Source organism: Citrobacter sp. CRE-46 (assembly GCF_059615875.1).
Genome location: NZ_CM184341.1, coordinates 3,586,305 through 3,612,567 on the forward strand (window position 1 = coordinate 3,586,305; position 26,263 = coordinate 3,612,567).

At 55.1% G+C, this 26,263-nt stretch carries 35 protein-coding genes; all 35 read right to left on the reverse strand.

Annotated features, from left to right (window positions below):
- Positions 1-34: 34 nt before the first annotated feature.
- Positions 35-769: a 5-oxoprolinase subunit PxpA gene (pxpA, locus tag AC534G_RS17595; RefSeq protein WP_069323175.1), complete on the reverse strand. Its 735-nt coding sequence runs from the start codon at positions 767-769 to the stop codon at positions 35-37.
- Positions 759-1,691 carry a 5-oxoprolinase subunit PxpC gene (pxpC, locus tag AC534G_RS17600; RefSeq protein WP_038638865.1) on the reverse strand — a complete coding sequence of 311 codons (933 nt, stop codon included), beginning with the start codon at positions 1,689-1,691 and terminating at the stop codon, positions 759-761. The genes pxpA and pxpC overlap by 11 nt, the downstream gene beginning before the upstream one ends.
- Positions 1,685-2,341, reverse strand: coding sequence for a 5-oxoprolinase subunit PxpB (gene pxpB, locus AC534G_RS17605; protein ID WP_038638862.1), 657 nt, complete (start codon positions 2,339-2,341; stop codon positions 1,685-1,687). The genes pxpC and pxpB overlap by 7 nt, the downstream gene beginning before the upstream one ends.
- 15 nt (positions 2,342-2,356) lie before the next feature.
- Positions 2,357-3,100, reverse strand: coding sequence for a radiation resistance protein YbgI (gene ybgI, locus AC534G_RS17610; protein WP_016152273.1), 744 nt, complete (start codon positions 3,098-3,100; stop codon positions 2,357-2,359).
- Positions 3,101-3,569: 469 nt separating this feature from the next.
- Positions 3,570-4,139, reverse strand: a complete 570-nt coding sequence (locus AC534G_RS17615) for a recombinase family protein (protein WP_164562416.1) — start codon at positions 4,137-4,139, stop codon at positions 3,570-3,572.
- 149 nt (positions 4,140-4,288) lie between these two features.
- A complete protein-coding gene (locus AC534G_RS17620) occupies positions 4,289-4,870 on the reverse strand; it encodes a tail fiber assembly protein (protein WP_496594441.1) in 582 nt (193 codons plus the stop codon).
- A complete protein-coding gene (locus AC534G_RS17625) occupies positions 4,870-5,865 on the reverse strand; it encodes a hypothetical protein (RefSeq protein ID WP_496594442.1) in 996 nt (331 codons plus the stop codon). The genes AC534G_RS17620 and AC534G_RS17625 overlap by 1 nt, the downstream gene beginning before the upstream one ends.
- Positions 5,866-5,876: 11 nt before the next feature.
- Positions 5,877-6,452 (reverse strand): YmfQ family protein, encoded by a 576-nt coding sequence (locus AC534G_RS17630; RefSeq protein WP_164562414.1) that lies wholly within the window; start codon positions 6,450-6,452, stop codon positions 5,877-5,879.
- On the reverse strand, positions 6,437-7,513 hold the full coding sequence (locus tag AC534G_RS17635; RefSeq protein WP_164562413.1) for a baseplate J/gp47 family protein: 1,077 nt from the start codon (positions 7,511-7,513) through the stop codon (positions 6,437-6,439). Before AC534G_RS17635 ends, AC534G_RS17630 begins: the two co-directional genes overlap by 16 nt.
- Complete coding sequence (locus AC534G_RS17640) at positions 7,503-7,955, reverse strand: phage GP46 family protein (RefSeq protein ID WP_164562412.1); 453 nt, start codon at positions 7,953-7,955, stop codon at positions 7,503-7,505. Before AC534G_RS17640 ends, AC534G_RS17635 begins: the two co-directional genes overlap by 11 nt.
- Positions 7,952-8,494, reverse strand: a complete 543-nt coding sequence (locus AC534G_RS17645; RefSeq protein ID WP_164562411.1) for a phage baseplate assembly protein V — start codon at positions 8,492-8,494, stop codon at positions 7,952-7,954. The genes AC534G_RS17640 and AC534G_RS17645 overlap by 4 nt, the downstream gene beginning before the upstream one ends.
- On the reverse strand, positions 8,485-9,588 hold the full coding sequence (locus AC534G_RS17650; RefSeq protein ID WP_164562410.1) for a phage baseplate assembly protein: 1,104 nt from the start codon (positions 9,586-9,588) through the stop codon (positions 8,485-8,487). The genes AC534G_RS17645 and AC534G_RS17650 overlap by 10 nt, the downstream gene beginning before the upstream one ends.
- Entirely contained in the window at positions 9,588-10,856 is a 1,269-nt protein-coding gene (locus AC534G_RS17655) for a DNA circularization protein (protein WP_496594443.1), read from the reverse strand. The genes AC534G_RS17650 and AC534G_RS17655 overlap by 1 nt, the downstream gene beginning before the upstream one ends.
- Entirely contained in the window at positions 10,856-12,664 is a 1,809-nt protein-coding gene (locus tag AC534G_RS17660; RefSeq protein ID WP_496594444.1) for a phage tail tape measure protein, read from the reverse strand. Before AC534G_RS17660 ends, AC534G_RS17655 begins: the two co-directional genes overlap by 1 nt.
- Positions 12,665-12,762: 98 nt before the next feature.
- A complete protein-coding gene (locus tag AC534G_RS17665) occupies positions 12,763-13,146 on the reverse strand; it encodes a phage tail assembly protein (RefSeq protein WP_046275167.1) in 384 nt (127 codons plus the stop codon).
- Positions 13,147-13,149: 3 nt separating this feature from the next.
- Positions 13,150-13,506 (reverse strand): phage tail tube protein, encoded by a 357-nt coding sequence (locus tag AC534G_RS17670; RefSeq protein ID WP_046275166.1) that lies wholly within the window; start codon positions 13,504-13,506, stop codon positions 13,150-13,152.
- Positions 13,507-13,515: 9 nt separating this feature from the next.
- Positions 13,516-14,994 carry a phage tail sheath subtilisin-like domain-containing protein gene (locus AC534G_RS17675; protein WP_200019055.1) on the reverse strand — a complete coding sequence of 493 codons (1,479 nt, stop codon included), beginning with the start codon at positions 14,992-14,994 and terminating at the stop codon, positions 13,516-13,518.
- Between the two features lie 2 nt (positions 14,995-14,996).
- Positions 14,997-15,194 (reverse strand): DUF2635 domain-containing protein, encoded by a 198-nt coding sequence (locus tag AC534G_RS17680; RefSeq protein WP_046275164.1) that lies wholly within the window; start codon positions 15,192-15,194, stop codon positions 14,997-14,999.
- On the reverse strand, positions 15,191-15,793 hold the full coding sequence (locus AC534G_RS17685; protein ID WP_496594445.1) for a hypothetical protein: 603 nt from the start codon (positions 15,791-15,793) through the stop codon (positions 15,191-15,193). Before AC534G_RS17685 ends, AC534G_RS17680 begins: the two co-directional genes overlap by 4 nt.
- The gene (locus AC534G_RS17690; RefSeq protein WP_046275162.1) at positions 15,790-16,332 is read right to left on the reverse strand and encodes a phage virion morphogenesis protein; all 543 of its coding nucleotides are present in this window, start codon (positions 16,330-16,332) and stop codon (positions 15,790-15,792) included. Before AC534G_RS17690 ends, AC534G_RS17685 begins: the two co-directional genes overlap by 4 nt.
- Positions 16,332-16,772, reverse strand: coding sequence for a gp436 family protein (locus AC534G_RS17695; protein WP_046275161.1), 441 nt, complete (start codon positions 16,770-16,772; stop codon positions 16,332-16,334). Before AC534G_RS17695 ends, AC534G_RS17690 begins: the two co-directional genes overlap by 1 nt.
- Positions 16,772-17,239: a hypothetical protein gene (locus tag AC534G_RS17700; protein WP_181638954.1), complete on the reverse strand. Its 468-nt coding sequence runs from the start codon at positions 17,237-17,239 to the stop codon at positions 16,772-16,774. Before AC534G_RS17700 ends, AC534G_RS17695 begins: the two co-directional genes overlap by 1 nt.
- Before the next feature lie 83 nt (positions 17,240-17,322).
- On the reverse strand, positions 17,323-18,219 hold the full coding sequence (locus AC534G_RS17705) for a Mu-like prophage major head subunit gpT family protein (protein ID WP_191604197.1): 897 nt from the start codon (positions 18,217-18,219) through the stop codon (positions 17,323-17,325).
- Positions 18,219-19,262: a phage protease gene (locus tag AC534G_RS17710; RefSeq protein WP_376741751.1), complete on the reverse strand. Its 1,044-nt coding sequence runs from the start codon at positions 19,260-19,262 to the stop codon at positions 18,219-18,221. The genes AC534G_RS17705 and AC534G_RS17710 overlap by 1 nt, the downstream gene beginning before the upstream one ends.
- Before the next feature lie 135 nt (positions 19,263-19,397).
- A complete protein-coding gene (locus AC534G_RS17715) occupies positions 19,398-20,237 on the reverse strand; it encodes a phage head morphogenesis protein (protein WP_109862737.1) in 840 nt (279 codons plus the stop codon).
- A complete protein-coding gene (locus AC534G_RS17720) occupies positions 20,230-21,804 on the reverse strand; it encodes a DUF935 domain-containing protein (RefSeq protein ID WP_097471211.1) in 1,575 nt (524 codons plus the stop codon). Before AC534G_RS17720 ends, AC534G_RS17715 begins: the two co-directional genes overlap by 8 nt.
- On the reverse strand, positions 21,804-23,396 hold the full coding sequence (locus AC534G_RS17725) for a terminase large subunit domain-containing protein (protein ID WP_200019059.1): 1,593 nt from the start codon (positions 23,394-23,396) through the stop codon (positions 21,804-21,806). The genes AC534G_RS17720 and AC534G_RS17725 overlap by 1 nt, the downstream gene beginning before the upstream one ends.
- Positions 23,393-23,974, reverse strand: coding sequence for a DUF3486 family protein (locus AC534G_RS17730; protein ID WP_496594446.1), 582 nt, complete (start codon positions 23,972-23,974; stop codon positions 23,393-23,395). Before AC534G_RS17730 ends, AC534G_RS17725 begins: the two co-directional genes overlap by 4 nt.
- Positions 23,964-24,239, reverse strand: coding sequence for a hypothetical protein (locus AC534G_RS17735; RefSeq protein ID WP_046275153.1), 276 nt, complete (start codon positions 24,237-24,239; stop codon positions 23,964-23,966). Before AC534G_RS17735 ends, AC534G_RS17730 begins: the two co-directional genes overlap by 11 nt.
- Before the next feature lie 2 nt (positions 24,240-24,241).
- Positions 24,242-24,529, reverse strand: a complete 288-nt coding sequence (locus AC534G_RS17740; RefSeq protein WP_046275180.1) for a VpaChn25_0724 family phage protein — start codon at positions 24,527-24,529, stop codon at positions 24,242-24,244.
- A gap of 11 nt (positions 24,530-24,540) precedes the next feature.
- Positions 24,541-24,843 (reverse strand): DUF2730 family protein, encoded by a 303-nt coding sequence (locus tag AC534G_RS17745; protein WP_097471209.1) that lies wholly within the window; start codon positions 24,841-24,843, stop codon positions 24,541-24,543.
- On the reverse strand, positions 24,824-25,054 hold the full coding sequence (locus AC534G_RS17750) for a TraR/DksA C4-type zinc finger protein (RefSeq protein WP_046275151.1): 231 nt from the start codon (positions 25,052-25,054) through the stop codon (positions 24,824-24,826). The genes AC534G_RS17745 and AC534G_RS17750 overlap by 20 nt, the downstream gene beginning before the upstream one ends.
- Positions 25,051-25,656 (reverse strand): hypothetical protein, encoded by a 606-nt coding sequence (locus AC534G_RS17755; protein WP_046275150.1) that lies wholly within the window; start codon positions 25,654-25,656, stop codon positions 25,051-25,053. Before AC534G_RS17755 ends, AC534G_RS17750 begins: the two co-directional genes overlap by 4 nt.
- Complete coding sequence (locus tag AC534G_RS17760; protein ID WP_046275149.1) at positions 25,644-26,051, reverse strand: hypothetical protein; 408 nt, start codon at positions 26,049-26,051, stop codon at positions 25,644-25,646. The genes AC534G_RS17755 and AC534G_RS17760 overlap by 13 nt, the downstream gene beginning before the upstream one ends.
- Entirely contained in the window at positions 26,044-26,262 is a 219-nt protein-coding gene (locus AC534G_RS17765) for a hypothetical protein (RefSeq protein WP_097471208.1), read from the reverse strand. Before AC534G_RS17765 ends, AC534G_RS17760 begins: the two co-directional genes overlap by 8 nt.
- Position 26,263 lies beyond the last annotated feature (1 nt).

Here is a 26,263-nt window from a genome sequence, read left to right on the forward strand (position 1 = left end):
TGTTGTGTAATATATTATTGTTTTGTATGAAAAATTATGCGCTAATTTGAATATTGCATGCTTCGAATGCGCTGCGCAAGCGACGGGCAAAAGCGAGTGCGTGCTCGCCATCCCCATGAATGCATACCGTCTGGGCCGTCACGTTCGCCCATGTTCCGCTCTGGCTTTTTACTCTACCGGATTGCACCATTTCTAGCGTTTGCGCCAGCGCCTGCTCTTCATCCTCAATCAATGCGCCAGGCTGGCTACGCGGAACCAGACTGCCGTCAGCCTGATAACCCCGATCGGCAAAAACCTCCTGACGCGTCACCAGGCCATAATGTTCCCCGGCGCGAATCAGTTCGCTTCCCGCCAGCCCCACCAGAACCAGCGAGGGATCGCAGGCATGCACCGCTTTCGCAATCGCATCCGCCAACTGTGGATCTTTTGCCGCCTGGTTATAAAGCATACCGTGGGGTTTCACATGGCGCATCACGCCGCCTTCCGCACGCGTAATGGCTGCCAGCGCGCCAATTTGATACAGCGTCTGCGCATAAACCGTTTCCACAGGCAGAGTCATGGCGCTACGGCCAAAATTCTCCCGATCTGGAAAGCTCGGATGTGCGCCTACCGCCACGCCATTTTTTAGCGCTTCACGCACGCTTAAAAGCATGGTTTGCGCATCACCGGCGTGAAATCCACAGGCGATATTAGCTGACGACACCAGTTGCAGCAGCGCTGCATCGTTAGCACAGCCCTCACCGAGGTCTGCGTTGAGATCAATTTTCATTATTAAGTCGCCATGTTAACTGTTGCAGGTAACGCTGCTGATCGTGGCGCGCCTTAAGCGCTTCCTCCAGCGAACACTGCACAAAATGAATCGGCTGACCGAGCGGGATCTGCGCCAGATGGTACATATCCGCTTCGATGATACAGGCGATGCGCGGATAGCCGCCCGTCGTCTGGGCATCATTCATCAGCACGATCGGTTGACCATTATGCGGAACCTGCACCACGCCGGGGAGTAAGCCATGCGACAGCAACTCGCGATCGGTCATACGCGTCAACGGCTGCCCCTGCAGGCGATAGCCCATCCGGTTGCTTTGCGGGCTAAGCTGCCACGGCGAACGCCAGAAAGACGCCTGCGAGACCTCGTCAAATTCTTGGTATTCAGGCCCGGGCAGCGCGCGAATGTGGTTTCCCCACATCAGCTGTTTTACCCCCTGAGGTCCGCTGAATTGCCGGGTAGATGCCCCAATCGCCAGCCGATCGCCATCACGCAGCAGACGCCCCTCCAGCCCGCCAATGCCGACTTTAAGATCGGTGCTGCGCGAGCCCATGACTTCGGGAACATCAAATCCGCCCGCAACCGCCAGATAACTACGCATACCATGATGTGGACGTTTTAGCGTCAGTCGCTGTCCCGCTTTCACCGGCAGTCGCCACCCACTCCACACAGGAGCACGATCCAGATGCGCTTCGCATCCGGCGCCGGTCAGGGCAAACCAACCATCGGCTTCAAATTCGACTACCAGTTGCCCCAGCGTGATTTCCAGCGCAGCAGCATTCGCATCATTTCCCACCAGCAGGTTAGCAACGTTTAACGCCGGTTTATCCAGCGCGCCGCAGTGGCTGATGCCGGATTGACGAAAATTGTGGCGTCCGCCGTCCTGGACCGAGGTGTACATGCCCGCACGTATGATGTTTAACATACTCCCTCCTTCTGCGGAACAAAACGCACGGTATCCCCAGCGCGCAACAGGATCGGCTCTTCTCGTTTTGGATCAAATAACGACACGGAGGTACGCCCAATCAATTGCCATCCGCCGGGCGTGGCAAGCGGATAGACCCCCGTTTGCGATCCACCGATACCTACAGAACCTGCCGGAACAAGCAGACGCGGTTCTGACCGTCTGGGGGTATGGAGTGGTTCAGGTAAGCTCCCCAGATAGGGGAACCCTGGCTGAAAACCAATAAACCACACCACATAGTCGACTGACGCATGAAGTTCAACAACCTGCTTGTCGCTTAATCCACTGTGCCGGGCGACCTCTGCCAGATCGGGGCCAAACTCACCGCCATAAGTCACGGGAATTTCAATAAAACGCGAATCCGGTTCCAGCGCTTCGCTCTCTTCCCACCAGCGCTGCAGGCGTTCAATCGCATCCAGCGCCAGCGTTTGTGGGTCACGCAAGATCACCGTGATATTGTTCATTCCTGGAATCGCTTCACGTACATTCGGTGCATCAACCAGACGCTGGGCCAGACGCCAGATACGTTTTTGAGTCGCCAGCGTAATGGGCGGCTCCAGTTCCAGAACTACCGCAGTCTCACCTAACAGATAACAACGCGCTCGCTGCACTTTCGTCCCTCTTTATTACGCTGGGTTAGGAATATCAATAAAAGTGACATCCAGATCGGTATTTTCATTCAGCCATTCGCTTAATGCGCGAATCCCGCCGCGTTCGGTCGCATGGTGACCGGCAGCATAAAAATGCAGCCCCTGTTCGCGGGCAGAGTGAATGGTTTGCTCTGAGACTTCACCGGTGATAAAGGCATCGACGCCAAACCGGGCTGCGCTATCAATGAAGCTTTGACCGCCCCCCGTACACCACGCGACGCGTTGCACCTTTTCCGGCCCGGTATCACCGCACCATAACGGTTTACGGCCCAGACGCGCTTCAATCCACGACGCCAGCTCCAGCCCTGGAACCGGCATAGAGAGTTCACCCCACGGTACCAGCGGCTCAATTTCCCCCATCACGGTAATCCCCAATAGCGCGGCAAGCTGCGCGTTATTACCCAGTTCCGGATGGGCATCCAGCGGCAGATGCCAGCCATACAGGTTGATATCATTTTCCAACAGCGTTTTCAGACGATGGCGCTTCATGCCGCGAATCACCGGAGATTCGCCTTTCCAGAAATAACCGTGATGAACGATGACCGCATCGGCCTGCAGGCGCACCGCCTCGTCCAGCAGAGCCTGGCTTGCGGTCACGCCGGTCACGATTTTATGCACCGTCTCTTTGCCCTCAACCTGCAAACCGTTCGGCGCATAGTCGCTAATGGCGGCGCTGTTCAGTTTGTCATTGATCAGTTGTTCCAGTTCGGTGTTTTTCATCATCGTCCTCGTTGTCATAAGTTCTGCCTGCCCAATCAGCAACACAGCTTAGGTTAAAATAGCGTCCTCGCCTGCGTTCGTCGATAGTCATTTCATTGACACATTAAGAAACAATCACACCACTGTAGAACGTAATTTGCATACCACCACGCGATCTAATTCATGTATATTTATGCAATCAGACAGCATATTGCAAAAATAATCAGATCTGTATCAAAGTTACAACTTTAAGGAAACACGCTCGCACAGCACATTCAACCTGTTGCGAGACATTTACTTCGAGAAAACAATGAATAAACAAGCATCTCAACCGCGGGCGATTTATTACGTTGTCGTATAGCGCGCGAAATCATTTGATACTGATTTGAAAATCATTTGATACCGCGCGTTCGCGCAAAAATAAAATCATTTGATACTGATTTTAAGCGGTTTTAAAGCCGCCTTAAACTGGCGGCCAGCGAGCAGAGGATCACATGGTCGGCGTTGAATTGCTGCTTCCGGGAAATTTTTTATACAGCGTGGACATTCCTACACCAAATCTTTGCGACACCTCCCTGTGCGTCATACCCGATTTGATGGCCGCACCGAACTGAGCCCAGTGCTCATCCATAAATTTAGGCCTACGGCCACCGTAACGCCCCTTAGACCTAGCCACGGCCAAACCTGCAAGAGTACGCTCACTGTTCAGATCGGACTCATACTGAGCAGCAGAAAGAATATTGCGAAAGTTGTAGCGTCCCGATGCTGACTTTAGGTCCACGCCGTCAGTGATGGATCGGATGTTGACGTTGCGGGAATGCAGCTCCTGAAACGTGACCAGTGCATGCAGAACGTCGCGGCCAATGCGGTCGAGCTTCCAGAGAACAAGCTCATCACCAGGTTGCAACATCGCCACCACCTGCCGCAGGATGCGGCGCTTTGTATTACGGCCGCTGGCCTTCTCTTCGAAAATCTGTTCGCAGCCAGCCGCCTGCAGGGCGAGCATCTGCATCTCTGTGTCCTGGTGGTTTGAGCTTACGCGTGCATATCCAATAATCATCAGTCTTACCTCTGTCGTTGAGATAAAACCAGGTTAACAAATTCGACTTTTTCTCAAATAACCCCGGCGACGGAGAAAAATAAACACACTTTAATGGCGTAAAAAAGCCCTGGTGAACAGGGCTTAAATCGGCGTTCTACCAAAGGTTCCTATTCTGTCTTCTCTGGCCATACAGGATTTTCGTCATCAACGGCTTCCAGGTCCTCGATATAGTCCAGCGTTTCGTTGAGCCTTGCTGTTTCAGCATCTGACAATTTACGCCCAGCTTGCAGCTTCAGTTGCAGCAGACTGACGGATTGATGCGCCGCCGTTATCAGTGACTGCCGTTTATTCTCTGTCGCTAACACCCTCGCTGCGTGCTGTGCTACTTCGTCAGTAACCCACGCCGAGCCATTCCAACTGTCAAACTGAGTAGCTGGCGCAACGGCAACGAATCCGTCTTTAATTTTTCCAATGTAATCTACCGTTAGCTCGCCTCCGTCTAGTGTTGAATACACGAGAGTGCCGCGATTGTCCTCCTGTCGGGACCACGCCCCATTCACGAACACTGAAACCTGACCAACAGCACAATCTCCTGGGTCCAACGTGGTGGAATTACCAGGCAGACTGACGCCGACGTTGATAAATTCGTCAGACCAGCCCATATACTCCCCGGTATCAGCGGTGTAATAAAAACAACGAATTTCACCCGACTCAGTTGCCAGTCCATTTTCATCAAAAACTGGGATCATTATTTCGCCCTCACGACCAGGTTAAATGTGATATTGCGCGGTCTGTTTTCTGCCGCTACAGGTACGCCCGATTTTGCGGCCTCAAAATACATGTATTGCGCAATCGTAGTAGGGTTTCCGTCAACGCCCAGATTTACAATATTTTGCGATCCTCCGACTGTAAACGCACCATATGCATCTACATTCCCGACCATCGGAACAAACCCCAGACCGCCTGTGATATTACGTATCGCATCACCCTGCGCGGACAGTAGCGCTCTCCCTGCGTCTATACCGCGTCCATCATCGTTTATACGAATGAACTCACCACGGGAGTCAGTTAATTTCAGACCGGGCCACACTTTGGCGAGGATCGGATATTGCGTAGCTGAAAACGTGGTGTCGTTCATTTTCAAAAACACCATCTGGCTCCACTCATCCACAACCGTATTTGGCATCGCAGCCTGCGGCCAGAAAAAGGGGATTCCGATTGGAGGCAGGCCCGCCTTGAGGTCATCAACAAGAGCCATCGTGCCAGCTTTATCTGGGATGGTTACCGGTTTTCCTGACACCGAGTGCAAATACGCCGAACGGTTATCAGCATAAAGCGCTGCAACAATCTCTCCTGCGGCGCTTAATACTTCATAACCATATTTTGCCTGAACTGTGTAAGAAAATGTCTGCTTGGTTTCCGCAGCTTTATCAGCGAATGAAGACAAACCAAGATTTTGGAGAAAGAGTGCTTTGTCCTGAATATCAGCGCCGTTCTGAGATGTATCGAGGAAGAGCGCTCTCATCGCCGCAAGGAGCTGCACATTGTTGGCTTTGTCCGGGGTGATACCCGCAGCGGCCAGAACGGCCAACAGTTCACTCTGGATAATATTGAACCAGTCAGGCCCCGGATAAGTTGGAGGAACGCCGTTCCCGCCTTCGGTAAAGAAGGACGTCACAGCACTGACCACAGGCTTTACTGCGGGCATCACCGGAACGGCTGAATTATTATCGACATGAAACATTGTCGGACCCCTTAATAAAAGTATTCATAGTTAGTGCCTGCCAGCCGGTATTTCGACAGCACGCATTCAAGGTTACGGGCACGGTCAGTCAACAGTGGTGTCATGACGTTATCCATACAGGTGAATCTGCCGCCCTGCATATCCCGGACATCCACCTGCAGCAGCCAGCGATAACGCGCGGGATACAGGGGGTACATGCAGTCACGCATACAGTGATGCGGGAGAACCACCCGTACCGTTACTGTAAACCCCAGCGCCTTCGCCACATCCTCAATCTGCCATGGGGCCAGGCCTCCCTTGCGGTGGTACTTCTCCACAACGGCCGCGCGGCGGTCTTCGACGGTGCCGTTTGGCAGTTCGCATTCTGGCAGGCCGAGATAGGCCTCCCAGTCAGGAAGAAGCAAAAAGGTGGTTTCAGGGCGCATCTCAGACAGCAGTGCATCACCCGATGCCTCTGCCTGGCTTAAACGCCGTGCTAATGCCCGTACAAATTTGGTTAAATCCGCGCTTATCTCACGCGGCCAGGCTTTGCCACGGGGTAAGACCTGCTGCAGGGCATGGAGCCAGTCGTCTACGCTGTGAGCCATGTAATCGCCCCAATCGTAATAAGCTCTTCGGTTGTAGCCGGTACATCAGCCGTGACCGACAGCGTGTAGTCTGTGACGCCGGCAGATGATCCTATTGCCGTGCGCAGGGAGGAAACCTGCAGCTTCTGACCGGGAGACAGGGTTTTCTGCAAAGCCGCCAGGCTGACCTGAACAGCACTTCGTGATGAGTCGTTGTCCGGTGTAATTTTTATGGACATGGCCACTGGTTTCAGCGTCAGCACCACCGGCCAGACCTCAGTACCACCGGGCTTACCAACATAGTTCCCTGTGGCCGGGTCAGCGTGGCGGAAAAGGTACGTCTCCATAGCCGTTCTGTCGGCAGCAGTCGGCGTGATGATGGCGCGATCGTCATAAACCCACGCAAGGCCAACTGTGCCGGAACCGTGCCATACATCAAAGGCCCAGGCGCGACTAACTCCGGGCAGCTCACGCGCCCAAAGAACGTAGTCATGGACAGCACCGCCCACGGGTGGGTTACGCTTTCGAAACAGCAGGCGGTCCAGCAGCTCGTCAATGGGTTCGATATCTGCCCCGCCCGTAATACCGGCGCTGGCCACAATACCGTTACTGTCCGTTCCCGCGAGTGGCGACAGCAGCGTCAGCACCTCACCGGCAGGCAGATTGTCGGCAACACCGGCTTCATCCGCCTGCACCTGTACGGTGACAGCCCCGGCCGCTGGCTGGGATGAACTGACAACGTGGTAAACGATACCACCTGCAGTCTGCATTTCGGTATCAACCGGCAGCGCAGCCGTGCTGGTGAAGGTGACCGGACCGGTGGCAAATGTCGGCTGTTTGCGAATAACCCCTTCGGATGCCGCCGTATCAATAATGGTCTGGTCGTCTGATTTCGGTGACGGAATTATCTGGTCGGCAATCCAGCTCTGGTGGTCATATAAATCGCGCACCTGACTACTGACCGAAACATTAATGGCTTTTTCGACACCCACAGGCGGCAATAAAGGAATATTAAGTTCAATCTCAATATCCCTTTCACCGTCGGCGATAATCTTGCGTAATGTCGGTACATTATACGGCATTGGCGGTGGCCTCCCAGCGACGGCTCAGTTGGATGGTAAGCAGGGATTTGTCAGGGCGCGTCAGGGCCACCGTAAAGTTAATGCGGTCAGCGGCCGCGATCGTAGCCGAGACGTCTGCAGTGCGAACATAACCCGCACGAAGCAGTGGTTGCATGGACAGACGGGCATAATCCTCAACGCGCAGACGAACTGACTCGGTCAGCTTCTCGCGCTCAAGTAGCCAGAGCTTTGAACCCCACGGGGAATCACTGAAGGTGTCACCGGGCCAGCCGCGAGGGTCGCCTGAACCGTCAGGAAGTTCGTCATCGACATCAGCACGGGCATCGGTGAAAAGACAGATAAGGACTAAGGTGACAAGCCCGTCGTCGAGCGACAGGCCGTCATGTTTAATGGTGATATCACCGCGAGATAAGAGATTTTGCCAGCTCAGTCCGATAGTCATAGGGGCGCAGTTGTATCAGCATTGTCGCCATCCTTATGAATATGTTTGAGGAAGGGTTTACCTTTAACAGTAATATCCTCGGTGAACTCAGAAGGACCGACGAATTTAAGTTGAGCGCTATTAATCTCAAATAAATCGTCGGCGGTGTAATTTACCGTTTTCCCTCTTATATCGATTATTCCGTCTTTCTTCAGAATAACCATTGACTGGCCGTCCTGATGATAAAGACAGACGTCCCCGGGTGCCAGCCCTTTTGGACGACAGCGTTTATCTTCAACCGCAATCGCCACCAGACTCTCACGTCTGCCACCAACGGCAAGAATAATTGCCTCGCTGCCAGCAGGTGGGACAGAGGTAAATCCGTACTGCTGAAAACGTTCTACATCGTCATTTATGGCATCAGCCAGCGACTGTACCTGCAGGTTCTGGCGACCCAGGCTATCAGTGACAATACGCACGACGGCGCGGTCAACGAGTAGTCGCAGACGTCGGCCAATCTGATTCAGCGTGCGGCTGAAGTTTGCCGGATTCAGTCCCATGTTGCGGTCACCTTTGCTTTTTTTGCCTTCTTGCCGCTGGATTTAGCCTGCGTCTGAGGAAGGTCGAGTGACTCCGGTGGCACCAGGGCAAGCACTGTAATGCGACCACCATCTCCCTCGGTAAGCGTCACTGACTTGATTAGCCAGGTGGTGTCGAGGTTTTGAATCGGGTCACGAATATCAGTCAGAAGATTGGTCTTCCAGAGCGGCCCAGTATCGCCGTTCTCGCGCCAGCCGGCGACGGTGATTTCGGTGGTATTGGCTTCACCCATCATGCGGGCTTTATACCAGTCACCACGCGTGCTGGCACCGCCTACCGTCAGACTGTCTTCATTCACCAGTATCTTCGGACGGTAGCGGTTAATTTCATCGTCGTCGATGCTGACCTGACGGCCGCCGATGACCTTTGCAGGCTGGTCATCCCATGCTGCACCGCCGGCGCTCGATGAGCCTTTGACGATGTACTGGCTGGCACGCTCCCGCCAGCTGAAGCGCCCACGAGCGGCGAGGATGTTCTCACCGAGGACCAGCGCCACGGAGGCGCGTTTTTTCGACGCACGAGTGATAACCAGATTACCGTCGGCATTCGATGTGAGCAGCACACCACGCTGCTTAGCCAGCCTGTCGAGCAGCTCAAATCCCGTTTCACCCTGTTCCAGCACCACGCTCGGGAAGGCCTCGCCAGTGTCAGTCTCGTTGATGACGGTGATGCCATAGGGCTTCGCAATTTCAGCCGCCAGCTGCTCGATGCGAACACCTTTCCACTGCCCGGATTTATGCACTACCGAGCTGTCCACCAGGTCACCGGTCTTGTCACGTCCCATCACCCTGATGGAGACGTTTTCGGCATCATAGCTCGGAATAAAATCGTCGATGTAGCCGTTTAGCACCTTATCAGCGCCAATGGTCACGGAGCAGGGTAAGCCTTCCTTGATGGTTCGCGGGGCCGCTTCAGACCACTGTGTGGTGATGGTCAGATCAAACTCACCGGCTATAGCGTCCAGCGAACTGGTAACCGACATGTCCGTCCAGCCATCCCACTGCTGACCGGCTACGGTAAGCACCACCGCTTCCGGTTTCTGCGAATTATCCATTACTCAATAACCTCAATGGGGGTAGATGGCAGAATGAAGGACGGGTCACGCAGCCGGTTACGAGAGACGATTGCTTCGCGGGTCTCTGTATCGCCAGTTTCTCGCCATGCCAGTAATGCGGCTGTCGTTGTCACAGTGGTGTGTAACTGGCGAATGTCAGGCAGCTGCGCACCACGAACCCGCACATCATTCACTACAGCAAAACGTAGATCGCGCAAAGTACGCCACAGTTCACGCTGTCCGTTCTCAACGGCTGTCACAGCCTGCTCAGCTAGCTGCTGCGCCAGTTTGTCACCTGCTTCTGTTGCTTCTGTTGATGTGGCAAAGTCCATTGTGGCCACCGCTTCAGCCTGAGCTACTACCGACGTGACGATCACCATCTGACGAAAGTCGGTGATGTTAGCCTGCAATGCGGGGGATGGTGCAATGACCGTTGCCGGCACACTGCTGGCAATACCCTGGATTCCGTTTGAAGGGGAACTGCTGATGACAGTCATGTCGCCCGGCAGGTTTTTAGTCGCAGCCTCAGCCGCACGCTCTCCGTCCCATTTGCTTTTGAGCTGATCATAAACCCGTAGTGACCATGGCGGCTCACTCACGATATCCCGGATACTGCTGGCCAGACTGGTGAACTGACGAACCAGCTCACCGGGTTTTGCGATGATGACACCCGCGAGGTCCTTGAAACGACTCGCACGGTCCACCCAGTCAGTCAGCCCTGAGGGGATCGTCGGCAGGTTCATTACCAGACCCTGCATGTCATCGAGAAGGGTGTCGGTCATGTCACCCAGCCCGTCGAGAGCGGCAAAGTAATCACCATTGGCCAGCGCCTCTTTCACGGCATCGGCTGCACTGAGGGAAGTCAGGCTGGTATTCTCTCTGGGAGCCGGGAACAGGCGTTCGCCCGCTTCAAATACTTCGAAAGAAATAAAGGCAATGCCACCTTCTTCAGTGCTCAGGCGGTGCGAAACCTTACCTACCTGGACTTTCTCAATCCCAAACCATGGGTGTACAAGCTCTCCGGGCCCGGGGGTGTTCAGGGCGTTTAAAAGGGCTTCTAATTGCTTTTGAAAGTTCTTCCCGAGTAGCTTGCCATTAATCTGTTGCTGGGTGAGCACGGCACCGTTGTCCTCGGTCCAGCCGACTTCTTTTTTGGGGTATGCTCGGGGGATTGCCCTACGCCCGCTGGTGCCCTCATTATCAACGAGATAGAAGGCTACATTTCGGAATGATGCCTCAAGCAGAGATTCCCATTCACCTTTAACCATCAGTTTTGCTCCACGTTAGAGACACCAGATTGTGCACTGAGCGTGATGCCGGGGCGGTCCATTTTGACGCTCTTCACGCGGGCTTCACCTTCGACCACCACACGAATTTCCCCCTTCAGAGGCTGCAAAGTAAACGCAGGATAAGTCGGAGATTGATTCTGTGGCTGCAGGCTTGCCCATGGTCGTGGATCGGTGATTTGTGGATCATTACCTGCAGACGAAAACCAGCCAAGAACTTTATCCCAGACAGATGGACCTTTTGCTCTATCCTGGGCCCATTTAATCATTCCAGCTTTATCATTGTCAGAAATATTAGGTTCTTCATCAAGATACGGAATTGACGACATTAATAATGTTGTTCCGATAGCAGAGAATGCATTACCAAATCGACCACGAGGTTTTTGATTTTTAGGATCATATCCAGGTTCATTCGGGATAAAATCCCCAGGCCCTCCAATGCCTCCTTTGCCCATATTCACAACATATACAGGCATAACTCCTGAACCAAATACATCAGAAACACCTTTTGGTATACCTTTGCCTTTACCAACGCCAAGTATATCCAAGGCACCTTTCCCTAACTGAAAGGCTTTGCGTGCCGCAATAATACCGCCAACTGCAATAGTGATATTTTTGCCAATTTCCAGCCTGCGCTGGACTGTTTCCTGGTCAACAGAATTCAAAGCATCAGCCAGTTCCTGCACGGGCTTTGCCAGATTACTGTTGGTGAATTTTTTCCAAGTCACATTCAGGCTGGTCATGGCGGACGTGAAATCCTGAGCAGCATATTTGGCATCAGATAAAATACCTGAACCATCAGCTACAACGCCGTTATATCGCTTAAGATTTTCAGCACCTTTACCAGTTGTCACACTACTTAGTAAAAGAATACTGTCCTGATTAAAACCGGCTTCGACCAGACGTTTATTTTGTTCTTTGGCTCCTTTATTACCAGAACGCTTAGCTACTTCCTCCATTAATTGAGGAAGTGAGCGCATTTTCCCATCATTACCGAAGACGTTAATACCATTACGCCCCAACTCCTTAACAACTTTCGGTGCTTGCAAATCACGGATAAGATTTTCAACAGCAGTGGCAGCCGTATCACGATCGCCGGTGGCATCAATTGCAGATTCCATTGCAACACCGACATCCTTAATACCCTTTACACCTTTACCGCCCGCAGCAGAATACATTGAAAATGCGCGAACCCCTTTTTCAGCGATATCTTTTAACTCAAATGCACCTTCCTTTCCCAGTTTATTCAGGGTGTCCATCGCCTCAAGTGTTTGTTTTTCACTCGTCACCTGAAATTTTGGAAATTGAGCGAACAACCCCCCAATGGACTCCCCAGTGCCACCTGAGGCTGCTATTGAAGCAGCAAGGTTGTCTTTATTCTTGACACCAAAATCAATATCACCGGTGACAGTACCAATTTTTTCAACAGCACTGGTGACCTCGCTATCATCAACCCGGAATTTGATAGCCGAATCCTGAATACCGCTAAAAATTTGCGCCATTTCGGCACGCGTTTTTTCTGCTGCAAGGCCCATGCGCGTGATGCGACGATCTGTCTGGGCAAATTCACGCAGCATGGCTCCGCCCGCAAAACCGGCAATCATGCCTGTATAGCGATTACCCAGCGCATCAAGGCCACGTCCTGCAGCGGCGGTGGTGGCCTTAACGACGGACATGGCCCGTTCATTGCGGCGGGCGAACTCGGACATATTGGCACCGTACTGGCGGGCCTTGGCCGTCAGGTTCCCGGCCAGGTTAATGAGGATTTCAGTGGTGAGGCGGCTTGCCATGTTGCTTCCTCAGTTGGTCTGTCAGACGAAGCAGTTGCCGCAAGGGCAACTGCTGGAGGTGGTTAATATCAAAGCGCTGTGAAAGATTGACGATGAGACTACTGAGCGCCGTCGCCAGCGGCATCAGGTCGCCCCCGCTTGCCGGTCTCCGCCAGTAAGTCATCCATTGCACCCGCTTTTTCTGTGAGTAACTCCAGATCCTCAGGATGGAAGGAATACAGTTGTTTGACAGACAGCGGCCCAGGAATCGTGCCAACACTCAGAATCTGACGGCGCAGCATCTCAAGTCCCATAAGCACCTCAGAGCAGTAAGCGACGGCCTTGCCATTTTCACCGATAACCACACGCTCAGCTGCCAACTGGGAATTAATGACATCTTCTGACGTCAGTTCACGGAAGGTAACACTGGTGTGGCGTGCCTCGTCTTCTGTGCCTTTACCTGTGACAAAACCATACTTCAGTTTGACGCTCATCTGTGCCATGGCTTACACCTTCACCAGTTTGGTGCCAATGAAGTTGGCACTGATGGTGCCGGCATCTTCGTCCAGTTCTGCCGGATTGTCAGTGGCTGAGCCGGTCATCATATAATTGAGGCCATTATCACCTTCGAACATGACCGTTACCTCTTCCCAGCCACTGATTTCAATCACGTCCATGTCATCTGCAGCGGCAATAGTCAGCTTGATGGAAGGGGCCGCCATCTTGCGGGAAAGGCCCCAGACCTTACCGCCGCCCATATGCTGGGTACGGGCAAAACCACCAGGATTGAGGGTGGATTTACCTTCTGTCTTAATCTCACGCCCGTTAATTCGGATGGATGCCATCCCAAGGATTGTCGCCATAATTCTTCCTTACTGTTTAAACTGAATAAGGCCGGCCAGCACACGGAGCTGATTGACCAGGTTAGGATGTGCCACGAAGTTCAGGCGGTTGGCATCGCTGCCGTCGATATCGACGTCGAGTGTTTCTTTATAGTCGTCGAAGTCTTCCACCAGACCTGCCGGCACCAGTTCGGTCAGCGCGATATCCAGCAATTCGGCGCGGGCAATCTTCGGTGTCATTACTGGCTGACCCGGGTCGAGCAGCTCCAGCACGTCATCACCGGCGAGTTTGTGGCGGGGATAGCGACTGGAGAAGCGGTTTTTGATGATGTAACGGATGCGTCCGAGCGTTGCCGGCGACTGCACATCCAGGTATGACGTATCCGGATCACCATACTGGTTCACCCGGAACATGGTGATTTCACGCTCAATGCAGACGTTGCCGCCGGCGTCAACAAAGTGGGTGGCCATGCCGTCATGCAGCAGCAGGTTACGCTCCTGCATATCCCAGCGAACTTCTTTCGCCGGCGGGAGAATGCCTGGCAGAACCAGCGTCTGCAGCGGGCGGGCCGGGTCGATGGCCAGATAGTAGGATGCGATGCCACCGTAGGATGCAGCCCAGAGCCAGTGTGGCTGTGGAGCCAGGTTGGTGGACATGCAGGAAATCAGCCAGTCATTACGGGCATCACCGAACGTACCGCTCTCAGCGTGCGTTCCGCGATAGCCTGCCCAGAGCTGGGCCTCAATCATCTTCAGAGGTCCCCAGCGCACAACCAGCTCATCGCGTATTTTGTCGAGGCTCTGGGTGTCGTTAAAGGCAAACTCAATATCGGTGTACCAGTCATCACCGAGCGCTGCCACGACAGCCGTGATATCCGGGGTTCCCGTTCCGCCGGCAAAGCCGGTCAGGGTGATATTAATCCCCGCAGGCAGCTGCTCGCCGGTATAGTAATTCAGGCGTACATCCATGCCGTTGGCGCTGACACCTTTCCAGTTGGCAGTAAGCTCAACCGTGTCCGTCGTGGTGGCCTTGAGCGCTGCAGTCACCTGGGTGGAGGCCAGTTTTGTTACCGCATCGATAATGGCCGTGGCGACATGTTCACGATCATCGCCTTTCTCAACACCCACCTGAACCGATACGCCATTAATCATCAGCGCCACCGTCCCGGCGGCCGTCGCTGTGCCGACCACTGCCACTGTGGCTTTTGCGGCCGCGCCGGTTGTCAGGTCTGCAACACCCATAGCCCAGGTCTCGGTATAGCTGTTTGCCTTGCGGTGGATTTTCAGCATTTCAGCGAGCTGGGAGCCTTTTCCATAGAGCGTTTCCGCCATGCCGTCGCTGGTGATGCGATGCTGGGTCAGTGCCGCTGCCGTGCCGGCTGAGCCCTGATGTCCAATAACAATCACTTTGCGGGACTGCGCCGGCGCACTGCTCATTGCCTGTGAATTGTCGATGTCGATGTATACCAGCGGGACGCGGATATCATCAGGAATGCTGCCAAGTGCCATTGTTATTTCTCCACGGCTTTACGTTTCTGGGTCTCAGCCGTAACCGGCTCAGCGATATCGGTGACGGTCACATCACCTTCCGCCTGGCGACGGTGCCACCAGGCACTCATCGGCAGGTTTTCACCCTCAGGCTTCAGATGCTCGCCATTGGATTTACGGACCCGCAGGCCTTCACGGGCAGGTTTAATCAGGTGGTTCATGGGTTCTGCTCCCTTACGTTAATCACACCGTCAATTTTGGTTGCGCCACCATTCACTGCGAGCGTTGCCCCCAGTCGCAGGAAGTCCGGCAGTGCGCTAATGTCGATCTCTTCATCCAGCCGGAACTCCTGTTCCCATGTCACTGCCCACATGGTCAGCCCCAGTTCGTTGAGGCCAGGGGAGTAGATATTGTCAGCACTGATGGTGCTGGCGGCACGCTCCGCTTTCATACCGGATGACGCCTCCCGGGAGGCGATACGACGGGCCAGCTTGCCGACCAGGACTTCGCAGCGGGTATCGCGGGGATGCGCCCATGAATCGGTGGCCATGATGTAGGCCGCCCAGGTCACATCACCGATCGTGCCGCCGGCACGCTGGCGGATGTTGCGGATACGCAGGGCCGCAATGCGAATGCAGCCATCACGATCTGTGAGGTAAGTTTTCACCTCCGCCGGGGTGTTGAACTGGCCGATGTGGCGCTCAATGAGTTTCACCTGGTCCGGGTTATCGCCCAGCAATGCAGGTTTAAGCCAGGCCACAATGTTTTCTGCGGCCGCAATGGTGCTACCTGTCGTCAGCAGTGGGGGACGCTGGTTCATGGAAGTACTCCCTGCCAGAAGTCACCGATGACGTGCATCAGTTCTTCAGAGTTTTCAGATGACAGCCCGAGATACTCGCGCTGCGGCATATCCATCTGTCGTTTGTGAGCGCCGACGGACTGCCAGACGCCGTGCTTCAGGGCACGGCCAAAAGCCTGCGTGATGAGGCGCTTATGAGCACTGACGGAAACGCTGCCAGCAAAGCCATCCTGGTGGACGGCGGCGTAGGCGAGCGGTGAACCAACACGAACCCGGCCGCGTTCGACAATGTACTGGATGCTGTCCATCAGACCACCGTCGCCCTGCAGCAGACTTTGATTGCCATGCCGGGTTTTGCGGTAATCCTCAGACCAGTCCTGCCATTTTTCACCGGCCGGGCTGGTCTTCTCATCACTGATTCGCCGGCGGGTCTGGGATTCCACAACCGCTCCGATGCTCTCCAGAAGCTCTGCCTGCAGTGAGCTGTCAGAGAGTTTCTCGATGGCCAGGCGGATTTGCGCCAGCTTTTCAGCGCCCATGACCTCAACGGAAATCGCCATTACAGCACCCCACGCAGCTTGTTGCGGGTAAACAGACGTTCGTTATCCGACACGATGATGATTTTGCCGCTGTCGGTTTCCGGGGGTTGCGAAGCCACCGGCAGGCCGAGGTCACGTGTTCCGTTGGCTATCTCCTTCAGCGTGCGGATGGCCTCGTCGTAGCGCTTCTGGATGAGGTCGGTAATCTGGCTGTCGCGTTCGGACAGCCAGTAAATCGCAATGGACACCGCCACCCGATGAAGTGGACGCGGGATCGGGGCGATATTCAGCGGAAGCTGAAAACGCTTCGCCAGAAACGAATTAATCTCTGCGTCAGCATCATCAATGGCCGTTTCAATCTTCGCTTCGTCCAGCTGCTGCGTGGATTTGTCAATGGCCATGTTCCAGACCAGAGACCCGTCCACTGCCAGCAGGTCGTCCCGGGTGACGTAAATGCCCATTATTGTTGCTCCGCCACTGCATCGAGTACTGTCACGACCAGCATCGGCTCGGCCTTCAGACGCGCAGCATCTTCATGGCTGATGAAGCAGTCAGCCTGGATGCCAGAGTGGGCATTGTTGGCTGCGTTATCCGCCAGTGGGTCATCGCTTGCAAAGACATGTACTGGCTCACGGGGCCAGAAGCGTCCGCAGCGATAAAAGCCGGTATCACGTACGGCACGAACCTCAAGAGCTACGACATCATAGGTGTCAGGCACAAGTGCGTGGGGTTTTGCCGACTCGCTTACACCTGTCTGGACGCTGACGGGTTGTGAACCCACCGGAAGATAATGCCCTGACAGGACGACTGGCGACTCATGTCCCGGACTGTCAGTAACAACAACCGATGCCACTTCCGTCGGTGATGCCTTGCCAGAGCTGTTTTCAGTGACTTGCTGACCCGCTGCTTTTGTTTTCTTTCCACTCACAATTCCATCCTCTTAGAGTCCGGTTTAACCGGCCTTAAAGACCGGTTAAACGCGAGTGACGTAATGGGTTACGTAATTACGTGTTATTTCACGTAAGGGGAGACCAGCACATCCACGTCTTTGTAGTAGATGTTGGATGCGCCAGCGTCGTTGTTGACGGCTTCAATCAGTTTTTTCGCCGCAGCACGGTTACCCTTACCGACAACCAGCAACGTCGGAGATACGCCCAGTGGCTCACCATTGGACTTGGTCAGGCTGAGCATTGCGGAGACTGCTGCTTCATAGTTCTCCGTGGTCAGGGCGGCTTTAGAGCCTACTGCGGTCTGCCAGAATCCATAGCCCACGTTGCAGCGACCATCGGTGCCGAACAGAAATTCGTTGTTAGTAAACGTATGTTCATTGTCCAGGTCATCCAGCGCCTTGAAATCAAACGGGCGGCGGTCCTGGAAGATGATCGGCAGCAATGCCTGAGTGGCATCCACCAGGAACCAGGATTCACCGGTATCTGTCGCTGGCGTGCCGACAACGTTGCTGGCTGTGCCTGTACCAACAGGGTGATCGCTGTCAAAGAAATACTGACCGTCGAAACAGGTCGTGGTGAAACCGTCGCACAGCAGCTTAAAGACCAGCGAATCAGGGAACATGGTGACGCTGCGACCAAACTGTTCAGCGATAACCGAGTACTGACCAAGCTGGTCATCTTCGATTTTTTCACGCTTGACCTTGATGGAGCTTTCCCAGGTCTTGTTGGTGATGCTGTAACCCATCTCTTTTAACGTCAGAAGCTGACGGGTGGAGACCCATTCTTTAATTCCCGGGAAATCATCGAGCCAGCCATAGGTGTTGGATGCGCCGCTGCTCGGCACCACCGTTGCTACCGAGCGGAACTGAGGAGTGATACGCCCCACACCACGTGTAAAGGCAGCACTCAGGGACGTGCTGAGGGCATTAAGAATGCTTGCATCAATCGTGACGGCCATTAACGGGCTCCTTCTTTATTACGGGCGGCGAGAAACTCTTCCTGGGTGACCCCCATGGAACGGCACATGGCAATCTCGGCTTCATTCAGGGTGACGTTGCCTTTGTCGTCCTTGCCCTTAGTCGGGTCTGCGCTGACCAGTACCGGGGCAGTCTTCACGAAGCTCGCGAACTGTTCACGACCCGCCTCACTGCGACAGGTGGCGAGGTACATCTCGCGATTGGCCGGGGCGACCTTGCCGTCGGCAATGGCGGCATCCACCAGAGCAACTGCAGCCTTATCGTCCAGCACTTTCAGTTTGCCTTCCGCGCTCTCGGCACGGTTGAGCGCCAGCTGGTGCGTCTCGACAGGAATGAACTTCGACAGGTCCGGGTTTTCAGCGCGGTTCAGCGCCACCGTTTCGCGGTCTTTAATTTGCTGGATGGCTTTTACCGCGTCATCGACAGACGCAGCAGCAGCGAGTCCCAGCACCGTCACAATCTGGACAGGTACGGTCATCTCGTGGTTCTCCGAGTTAAGGGCAGGAAAATCAAGGTTGGGTTTGTTGGTCAGGCCCGCGCTGGAAATGCGGGTCACCTGACCGTCGGCGGTATAACCAAATGCAGGGCTGTAATAGCGGTACTTCTTGCCACGGACCAGTGCTTCACCATCGGGCGTCCATTCGACGTGTGCTTCTATGACGCCGTCATCGCGGACGCGATAGTCGTCAAGCCAGGCATACGCAGGGGCTTCTTCGCCCTTTGGGCCTTTCAGCTCGGTGGCGTGTTCCATATCAAACGGAAGCTTTGGATAGCTCAGGGTGGCACTGATAACCGCGTCGGGCTGGTTGTTCACCCAGGAGCGACCATCGCGGCCGGCGAACGTGCCCGCCGGTATCATCGGCAGCCACTCAGGCAGCGGCGCGTCATCGTCAGCCGATGGCAGTTCGAAACAGAGAGCCAGAAGTTCGATTTGCGGGAGCAGTTTGCTCATGATGCTGTCCGTTGAAAAAGGGTACGGACAGTATGCGGAAGGGAAAATAAAAGCCGGATTTACCGGCTTCACTGTATACGAGACGGGGAACCCCGTTTAAAACCCGTTTAAAAATCGCTGTAAGCGTTTAAGAAAATTTCAGAACGTCATCGTATCATAAAGCGCGATAACGTCACCATGAGCGATTCAGGTGCGTTACCGCTTCGCTTACTCACCTGCGTCAAAGGCCTGCTGTTTCATCTGCAGCTGGCGCTCAAGCTCCACCCGGCGGCCTGTGCCGGGATTGTAGTCCCAGCCCGGGTCGATACCCTCCGGCACCATATCTTCTTCACCGGTGCGTTTGTTCAGCCATTTCACCCGTTTGACTGGCGGTGCTTCGGTACGCACCGGCACAGAACTGCGCGTGACATGGCCTGTCGGTTTGCCGTTGTCATCGAGCTGCTGCACGGTGCGGGTGACGCCATTCTGCTGCAGTTGCTGGTACTCATACTTACTGACCTGTCGCACCCCGCATTTACAGCCCCAGCCGTTGGGGCCGATGTGCGTAGCCCAGAAGGGGTCATCGACTGGCAGGCAGAGGTCAGCCCATTGCTGGTGTTCGTGCCGGTGCTCGCGCGACGGACCCAGCGTGTAAAGCAGATAGGGCATGGCACGTTTGGTGCGCTCGATACGCTCCCACTGGCCCGCGCTGCGAGCCGTGCGCATGTTAGTGTCGTAAATGGTACGCAGGCGTCTGTCGCTGCCAAGCTGCACTGCTCTGGTCTCCTGCGTCAGCGGGTCATCCATCATCTGCATACCCCACCACCCACGTTTCACCAGCAGGGGTTTGAGCGTTTCACGAAACTGCGCAAAGGTCTGCCCGTTCTCCAGCGCCTCCTCCAGGATCGTCTTCACATCCTGCAGCAAATCGAGCTGGGTCATCTTTGCCACGGTAAAGCCGACGCTCTGCTCGTCACGCCAGACATCGCGATAATCAAACCCCGGCTTCAGGTTTTTGGACTTCAGCCAGGCGAGTGCTTCCTTCGGGGCAATGGACGGTTCAGCCATCGTTAACATCTCCCAGTGCACGGGCTTTAAAACTCAGCAGCGCCAGCTGCTGCACGAACTCATCCGGCTTCAGTGACTGCTGCAGCTCCGGCAGGCGGGCAAGGAACTCATCAAAAGTGTCCACCTCGTTCACCAGTTGCAGCACCGGACTGGTGAAGGCATCACCGGTACGCGCCCAGTCTTTGAGGCCTTCGGCCACCAGAGCATCAATATCATCTTCCTGGCTGCGGTTGAGGGCAATTTGCTCGCGATTCAAAGCCGTTGCAGAGGCGAACGCGGTAAAGGTACTTGACGGTGCCAGAACCGTTGCACCGGCTTCCGGCTCTGCCAGACCAAACTTGTCACGAATTTCCGACTCCTGAACCTTCATCCCCCGGTCAATCAGCGGGGTCAGTGCATCCACGAATGCCTTCAGGTCTTCAGGTTCGCTGAGTCGCAGCTCGATACGCGGGTAGTTTTCCTGGGGACCATAGTTGAACTGGATGAAGGGGCGTACCAGAAACTCATTGAGCGTGTCCGCCAGTTGCCGCGCATCCCAACGCGCAATGTCCATGCGCACCCTGTCATGCACATCGGCCTGTGCCCGGGAACTACCGTCATCGGTGGTCATGGTCTGGCCCAGCACCGCTTTACTGGTCTGGGCATCACACCAGTCGGCCATCTCTTTGAACAGTGCGCCACCGCCGGTACGGCTCGCCGTCTCCACCATGTCGAGCTTCATGCTCTCAGGAATGGCGCAGCCGGCATCAGACGCCAGTGAGGCAATGGCATCTATGAGCGTGCGGATTTGCTCAGGGCTGGCATTGTTACCGTATCGTCCGACGACCATAGGCAGACCAAATTTCTCGCCAAACGCCCACCAGTCCCGCACGGTGAATGACTTCAGCATGTACATCACGGCAACCAGACGGGCCAGCCCGTTGCGTAGCGGCAGGCCAGACTTCAGGCGGGGCTGATGAACAATGTACTTGCCCGGATTCAGTGGCTCACCCTCGACAGGCTCCTTCTCGGTAATAAGCCGGAACTCGCGCAGGGTATCGAGGTCTGGCTTCAGGAAACGCTGGTCCACCCACTCATAATCACGGGGCTTCCACATCGCCTCCCGCGTATTCCACAGAATTTCACAGACACTGACGCCTTTGCCCAGCCCGTCAAGCAGGTCGAAGAGCAGCTCAGGCACCTGCGGCTGCTCCATCAGGTGGCGTACTGCGTCAGCGAGCTGCACGTCGTTGTCATCATCACTGGCGGCGACCACCGTTGGCACAATTCCCGCCACCGTCAGTTTGCGGGTACGAAGCACACTGGCGTAATGGAGGTCCCGCTCCTCCATCTCTTCTGCCAGGATGAAGTAATCACGGGCATTTCCGTCGGCGGCATTGCGCAGTATTCCCGCCAGACGGCTCGGGGATAAGGTGCTGGCCACGCTGACCCCCGATGAAGGACGGCGGACGCTCATACTGCGGCCGCGCGCCTCAGCCTCTGTTATATCAGTGTCATTGACGACAACAGCATCCCCTGTCGCGGGGTGCAGAAGGCGGCGAACCGCGCCGGCAAGTTGTTTAAGCATCAGAGTAATCCCCGCTGATTTTTAAGACCCCGGGTCAGATGCATCTGACGGCGATCGTCATCGCCGTCCGGACGGTGTCTGGTATCCCGGGTTTTATTGAGACGGTGCAGCTCATACCGACGGCACTCTTCTTTACTGGCCAGGAACGCCAGGAAGATGGCATAGGCGCTGTCACCGTGGCGCTTGTGGCCATCACTGCCGGTATTCTCCCGGTCATCAATTCCCGGCGTACCGCGCTGGATGACGATTTGCCCGAGGTCGCTGATAACATCTTCATGCTTAGGCAGCACCATTTCGTCGTCTTCAAAGGCCGATTTAAAGCGCGGCATGTTCTCCCGATAGTGGCCAACGGAAGGCATGACCACTTCAACCTCATCGCCATAACGTTCAGCAGCCTGCTCGGCCAGATAGTTACCGTTCCCACGGCCATCGAGCTTGATGCCATCCCTGCGGGGAAGGCGATCGCAGATATAAAACAGCACCTGCTCCTGCTGCTTGTAGGGCACGTTGGCCAGTTCCACCAGGAACGGCACGATACGGGTGGTGTCATCATTGACCGTCATCGGGGCGTAAACCGTCAAGTGGCCGGAGCGGGCGAAGTCTTCTCCGAGGCAGTGTCGGAGATTTTGCGGAAGCTTATCCAGCTCAGGCTGAATGGCCTTCTCAATCCACTCCTGCATCTCTCTCGCACGAATCCCTTCGGGCGTGGCATTGAACGCAGCCGTTCCGGTGAAGCGCAGAACGGGGCCGGAGCCGCGAGCCGCTCGTTCACGTATCGAGCGTGGCAGATACGTGCCACCGCCGTTCTTCGGCTCACAGTAATATTCTTCCCGGGCATCTTCCTCGGTGGCCGTATCACTCAGCAGGTTAGTCAGCCATTCCGCTTCTTTCTCCGCAGACCAGGTGTCTTTTTTTACCTGGCAAATGCGCCGGTAGAGCCCCTCATTAATCGCCGTTTCGATATCGACCCGGTGAACGGAATAGCGTTTTTTACCGGCGCGGCTGTCCTGTATCAGGGTGTTGAACAGGTTTTCAATACCGTTGTGGGTGGAGATAAGACGGACTTTTGCCCCCCACATGGTGAGCGCCAGTGCCGCTTTGAGTACCGCTGCAAGGTCTTTCTGGAAACCGGCTTCATCAATGATGACGTTGCCCTGCATACCACGCAGGTTCGACGGGTTGGAGGACAGCGCCTTGATTTTGAAGCCGCTGGCAAAGTTGATAACGTAGACCAGGATATCTTTGTCATCATCGTTAAGCACTTCTTCACCGGTATCAGAGGCTGCCAGACCGTAGGCCTTTGCCCACATCGCACAAGCATCGATAAACTCTCGCGCCATATCCTTGGTGGTGCCGACGTAAAAAGTATCGCTACCGCCAGCACTGGCAGAAAGGGAGCCATTCAGTGCCGCATCAGCCGCCTCTGCCCAGGTCAGACCGGTACGGCGCGATTTCTCCGCAATCTTGAGCTGGGCATCATCCGCAATCCACCGGCGCTGATAAGGCAGCAGTACCTGATCTGCGTCAAAACGGCCGGAAATAATCGCGGCCGCAGACTGATTACGTAACTGTTCCTGCTGGGTATAGGTCATGTTGCAATCCCCAGAATCTGGCGACGAATATCAGCGGCGGTCTCCGCTGACAGCCCGGCTTTTTTGGTGATGGTTTCCGCCTCTGCAGCGACTTTCTCGGCAAAGGCCTGCTGGATTTCCTTCTCACGTTTGTGGCTGGCCATCGCGGCGGCTTCCAGTCGCTGGGCAACCAGTGCCAGCTGCCCCAGGGCTCTTGGCTCTACCGGGTTGTCGCTCTCGGCCATGGACATGGAGGTTTCAAACGCCAGCGTTTTCACAAACTCCATCAGCAGCTTGCCGACGTCAGAGGTCGGCGCTGAGCCCAGTTTGCCAGCCCAGATTTCAGCCATCTCACGGGAGGCGCGGATTTTAGAGCCGAACTCTTCCATACGGCTGGCATAGCGGTTCAGACCGGTGCGGGAGAGTTTCATGTCCTCCGGCAGGTTGTGCTCAGCTATCAGGTCGTTGATGGCTTCGCGGATTTCTTCCTGGGTGTGACGTTTGTCGCGCAGCAGCTGGTGCAGCTGGTCGCGAACCACATCCGGAAGGAGGTCTATCTTTGAGGGGCGTCCACGGGTCGGACGTTGTTCATTTGCCAAGCTCCCTCCCCAGACCTTCTGCGAGGTCGTTGCGGCAGGTTTCAATATCACGCTTCAGCAATTGGTTAAGCCGTTTACATTCCGGGTCGCTGTTCAGGAAGGTATTGAGATAGCTGTCGGGCGCGTTGCGATCGTAGGGCTTCCCCAGTTTCTCTTCATAAAATTTGGCGATCATGTTGACCTCAACGTCAGCGCAGACAATCACCGTGGCAAGTTTGCGGATAACCTCTCGTTCTCCCCGGGTCAGTGGCTTGGGCTTTGTCATGATTACCCCCGTGGCCGTGGTTTTTTAACACCGGGAATGGTAGCAAGACCGCTGGCCACCTCATCACCACGGCCGGTGATTTCCGCCACATAGCAGCCCGAGACATCGCTCAGCGTAACCAGGCCCTGCTCACGAAGCCAGGCAAGCTGGGTGCGAACGGTATCGCGGGAAACCTTATGGCCATATGTCTGCAGACAGGTCTGCAGGATTGACTCATTGGCACTGTCGCCACAGTCAAGAAGAGATCGCAAAAGGACCAGACGCTGGTCCTGGTCGAGTAAATCACGCATGCTCATAGCCTCTATTTGTCCTTCAGTTCATTTTCCAGAAGTAAATCGCTGATGCGGGATGCCTGTCTGAGCGTGCCGGAGAATTCACGTATCTCACCACGCAAATTGCTCATATCAAGCTGCAGGTTGTGCAGTTCCTGACGGGTTGGCATACCCTCAACAGCTTTTTCAAGAATGTTCAGCCGGCCGCTGACTTTCTCCATCTCCTCACGGCGGGCATAGGTTTTCGCCAGCAGAAGATGGAGCAGGTTCACGCCTGACATGAACAGTGCCCAGATGATCGCCCAGTTACCTTTAACGACTTCCCAGTCCACGCTTCCCCCTTTTTTCTCTGATGTCCTGACAGGTGAAACAGGTCACCGCATCGGGGCAGGCAGCCAACCTGTCGGCCGGAATGTCATTACCGCAGTCGTTACAGAAACCGGGTTCGTCAGGCTGCTCTTTAACCCGGTTTAAATGGCTGTTTAACACGCGCTGTCGTTCTTCGGTTTCGAGGTTGCTGGCATGATCAAAGGAATCTGTCATTTGGGCATCACCGCCTTGTGCTTACTGGATTTGCTGTATCGGGCAAAGCCGTCCAGTGTCCTGAAACCGAGATATCCCAGCGCCGGTGTCGCCAGCATCAGGGAGATATCCCAGTCAGGGGCTGGCATGGAAAAAACATGACCAAACCCGGCTGCAATAGCGCCAGCCTGCTGCCCCAGCGACATCAGCATCACATAAGCAATGCTGCTGTAGAGCGACAGTCGCGCCATACGTGGCCGGGTCTGGCGGACATATTCGTCGGTGGCGTTGTCACCGTTGCGGATGGTTTCCTGCTGTTCGTGGTGTGCGGCCTGCTGGTCTGCCAGCAGCGCCTTCTGACGCTCAAGCTGATACTGTTCCAGCTGGACTCTCAGGGATTCAAGCTGGACGAACTGCTCGGGTGGCAACTGGGCCAGCTTCTGCTCAAGCACCCGCTGCTGGTCCTGGGGGTTGATGGCTCCATTAACGGTTTCAACAATGCCGGCGACGGAATCTGCAGTCCTGGCGGCATCACCGCCAAACCAGCCGCCAACGGTACGAACGAGAGAGGGACCAGCTTTGAGCAGCACGGAAGCGATGGTGGTGAGGGTTACTGGATCCATGCGAGCAGCCCCTTACGCGAAACCCACAAACAGAAGAGGACGCCAAGAAAAGCACCAGCCGGAAAAAGAAGTAAAAGGATAGCGGGTGTTGCATATAGTGAACTAAGTAAAAGGCAAATGAAGCCGCCCGCCCAGATAACCCACGACCAGAAATAAGCGTAACGATTGAGATGACGCTCTGCCTGAATCAGACGATATGGAAGGTTACCCAGGAAGATACTGAACCCCAGCAGTACCACCCCGGAGAATGCCAGCCACCACACCATGAAGGCAGGTCGTCCGTGGAAACTACACAGAAACATTGAGATGCCTGCCAGCACCAGGATGGTCCAGCCGGACTGACAAACGCGGAGTAATGCCTGTTTTAACCAGGTCGTATCAAACGATTTAAACACAGTGTTTTTCCTTATAACGCTGGCACTGCCAGACGATGTCTCTGATATCAACGGAGTCCCAGCCTTTGCGATAGAAGCTCGCGTGAGTACCATCGCAGCCAGTGTAATCAACAGGAGCGGGAGGCGGGCCGTTCGCCACACGATGCAGCACCTCCTGACGGAGACGATCACGCCGCCCCTGAAGCATTGACGCGTCCCATCCTTTTCCCATG

Excerpts from the sequence above, each read along its gene's own strand:
- AC534G_RS17630 (WP_164562414.1), bottom strand. The coding sequence starts at position 6,452 with ATGGCTCACAGCGTAGACGACTGGCTCCATGCCCTGCAGCAGGTCTTA.
- AC534G_RS17640 (WP_164562412.1), bottom strand. The coding sequence starts at position 7,955 with ATGACTATCGGACTGAGCTGGCAAAATCTCTTATCTCGCGGTGATATC.
- AC534G_RS17690 (WP_046275162.1), bottom strand. The coding sequence starts at position 16,332 with ATGGCGATTTCCGTTGAGGTCATGGGCGCTGAAAAGCTGGCGCAAATC.
- ybgI (WP_016152273.1), bottom strand. The coding sequence starts at position 3,100 with ATGAAAAACACCGAACTGGAACAACTGATCAATGACAAACTGAACAGC.
- AC534G_RS17685 (WP_496594445.1), bottom strand. The coding sequence starts at position 15,793 with ATGAACCAGCGTCCCCCACTGCTGACGACAGGTAGCACCATTGCGGCC.
- AC534G_RS17720 (WP_097471211.1), bottom strand. The coding sequence starts at position 21,804 with ATGCTTAAACAACTTGCCGGCGCGGTTCGCCGCCTTCTGCACCCCGCG.
- AC534G_RS17665 (WP_046275167.1), bottom strand. The coding sequence starts at position 13,146 with ATGGCACAGATGAGCGTCAAACTGAAGTATGGTTTTGTCACAGGTAAA.
- AC534G_RS17755 (WP_046275150.1), bottom strand. The coding sequence starts at position 25,656 with ATGGATCCAGTAACCCTCACCACCATCGCTTCCGTGCTGCTCAAAGCT.
- AC534G_RS17660 (WP_496594444.1), bottom strand. The coding sequence starts at position 12,664 with ATGGCAAGCCGCCTCACCACTGAAATCCTCATTAACCTGGCCGGGAAC.
- AC534G_RS17750 (WP_046275151.1), bottom strand. The coding sequence starts at position 25,054 with ATGACAGATTCCTTTGATCATGCCAGCAACCTCGAAACCGAAGAACGA.
- AC534G_RS17645 (WP_164562411.1), bottom strand. The coding sequence starts at position 8,494 with ATGGGACTGAATCCGGCAAACTTCAGCCGCACGCTGAATCAGATTGGC.
- AC534G_RS17615 (WP_164562416.1), bottom strand. The coding sequence starts at position 4,139 with ATGATTATTGGATATGCACGCGTAAGCTCAAACCACCAGGACACAGAG.
- AC534G_RS17670 (WP_046275166.1), bottom strand. The coding sequence starts at position 13,506 with ATGGCGACAATCCTTGGGATGGCATCCATCCGAATTAACGGGCGTGAG.
- AC534G_RS17635 (WP_164562413.1), bottom strand. The coding sequence starts at position 7,513 with ATGCCGTATAATGTACCGACATTACGCAAGATTATCGCCGACGGTGAA.
- pxpC (WP_038638865.1), bottom strand. The coding sequence starts at position 1,691 with ATGTTAAACATCATACGTGCGGGCATGTACACCTCGGTCCAGGACGGC.
- AC534G_RS17650 (WP_164562410.1), bottom strand. The coding sequence starts at position 9,588 with ATGGATAATTCGCAGAAACCGGAAGCGGTGGTGCTTACCGTAGCCGGT.
- AC534G_RS17735 (WP_046275153.1), bottom strand. The coding sequence starts at position 24,239 with ATGACAAAGCCCAAGCCACTGACCCGGGGAGAACGAGAGGTTATCCGC.
- AC534G_RS17695 (WP_046275161.1), bottom strand. The coding sequence starts at position 16,772 with ATGGGCATTTACGTCACCCGGGACGACCTGCTGGCAGTGGACGGGTCT.
- AC534G_RS17765 (WP_097471208.1), bottom strand. The coding sequence starts at position 26,262 with ATGGGAAAAGGATGGGACGCGTCAATGCTTCAGGGGCGGCGTGATCGT.
- AC534G_RS17675 (WP_200019055.1), bottom strand. The coding sequence starts at position 14,994 with ATGGCACTTGGCAGCATTCCTGATGATATCCGCGTCCCGCTGGTATAC.
- AC534G_RS17705 (WP_191604197.1), bottom strand. The coding sequence starts at position 18,219 with ATGGCCGTCACGATTGATGCAAGCATTCTTAATGCCCTCAGCACGTCC.
- AC534G_RS17725 (WP_200019059.1), bottom strand. The coding sequence starts at position 23,396 with ATGACCTATACCCAGCAGGAACAGTTACGTAATCAGTCTGCGGCCGCG.
- AC534G_RS17625 (WP_496594442.1), bottom strand. The coding sequence starts at position 5,865 with ATGTTTCATGTCGATAATAATTCAGCCGTTCCGGTGATGCCCGCAGTA.
- AC534G_RS17655 (WP_496594443.1), bottom strand. The coding sequence starts at position 10,856 with ATGGTTAAAGGTGAATGGGAATCTCTGCTTGAGGCATCATTCCGAAAT.
- AC534G_RS17715 (WP_109862737.1), bottom strand. The coding sequence starts at position 20,237 with ATGGCTGAACCGTCCATTGCCCCGAAGGAAGCACTCGCCTGGCTGAAG.
- AC534G_RS17680 (WP_046275164.1), bottom strand. The coding sequence starts at position 15,194 with ATGAACCACCTGATTAAACCTGCCCGTGAAGGCCTGCGGGTCCGTAAA.
- AC534G_RS17620 (WP_496594441.1), bottom strand. The coding sequence starts at position 4,870 with ATGATCCCAGTTTTTGATGAAAATGGACTGGCAACTGAGTCGGGTGAA.
- pxpA (WP_069323175.1), bottom strand. The coding sequence starts at position 769 with ATGAAAATTGATCTCAACGCAGACCTCGGTGAGGGCTGTGCTAACGAT.
- AC534G_RS17740 (WP_046275180.1), bottom strand. The coding sequence starts at position 24,529 with ATGCGTGATTTACTCGACCAGGACCAGCGTCTGGTCCTTTTGCGATCT.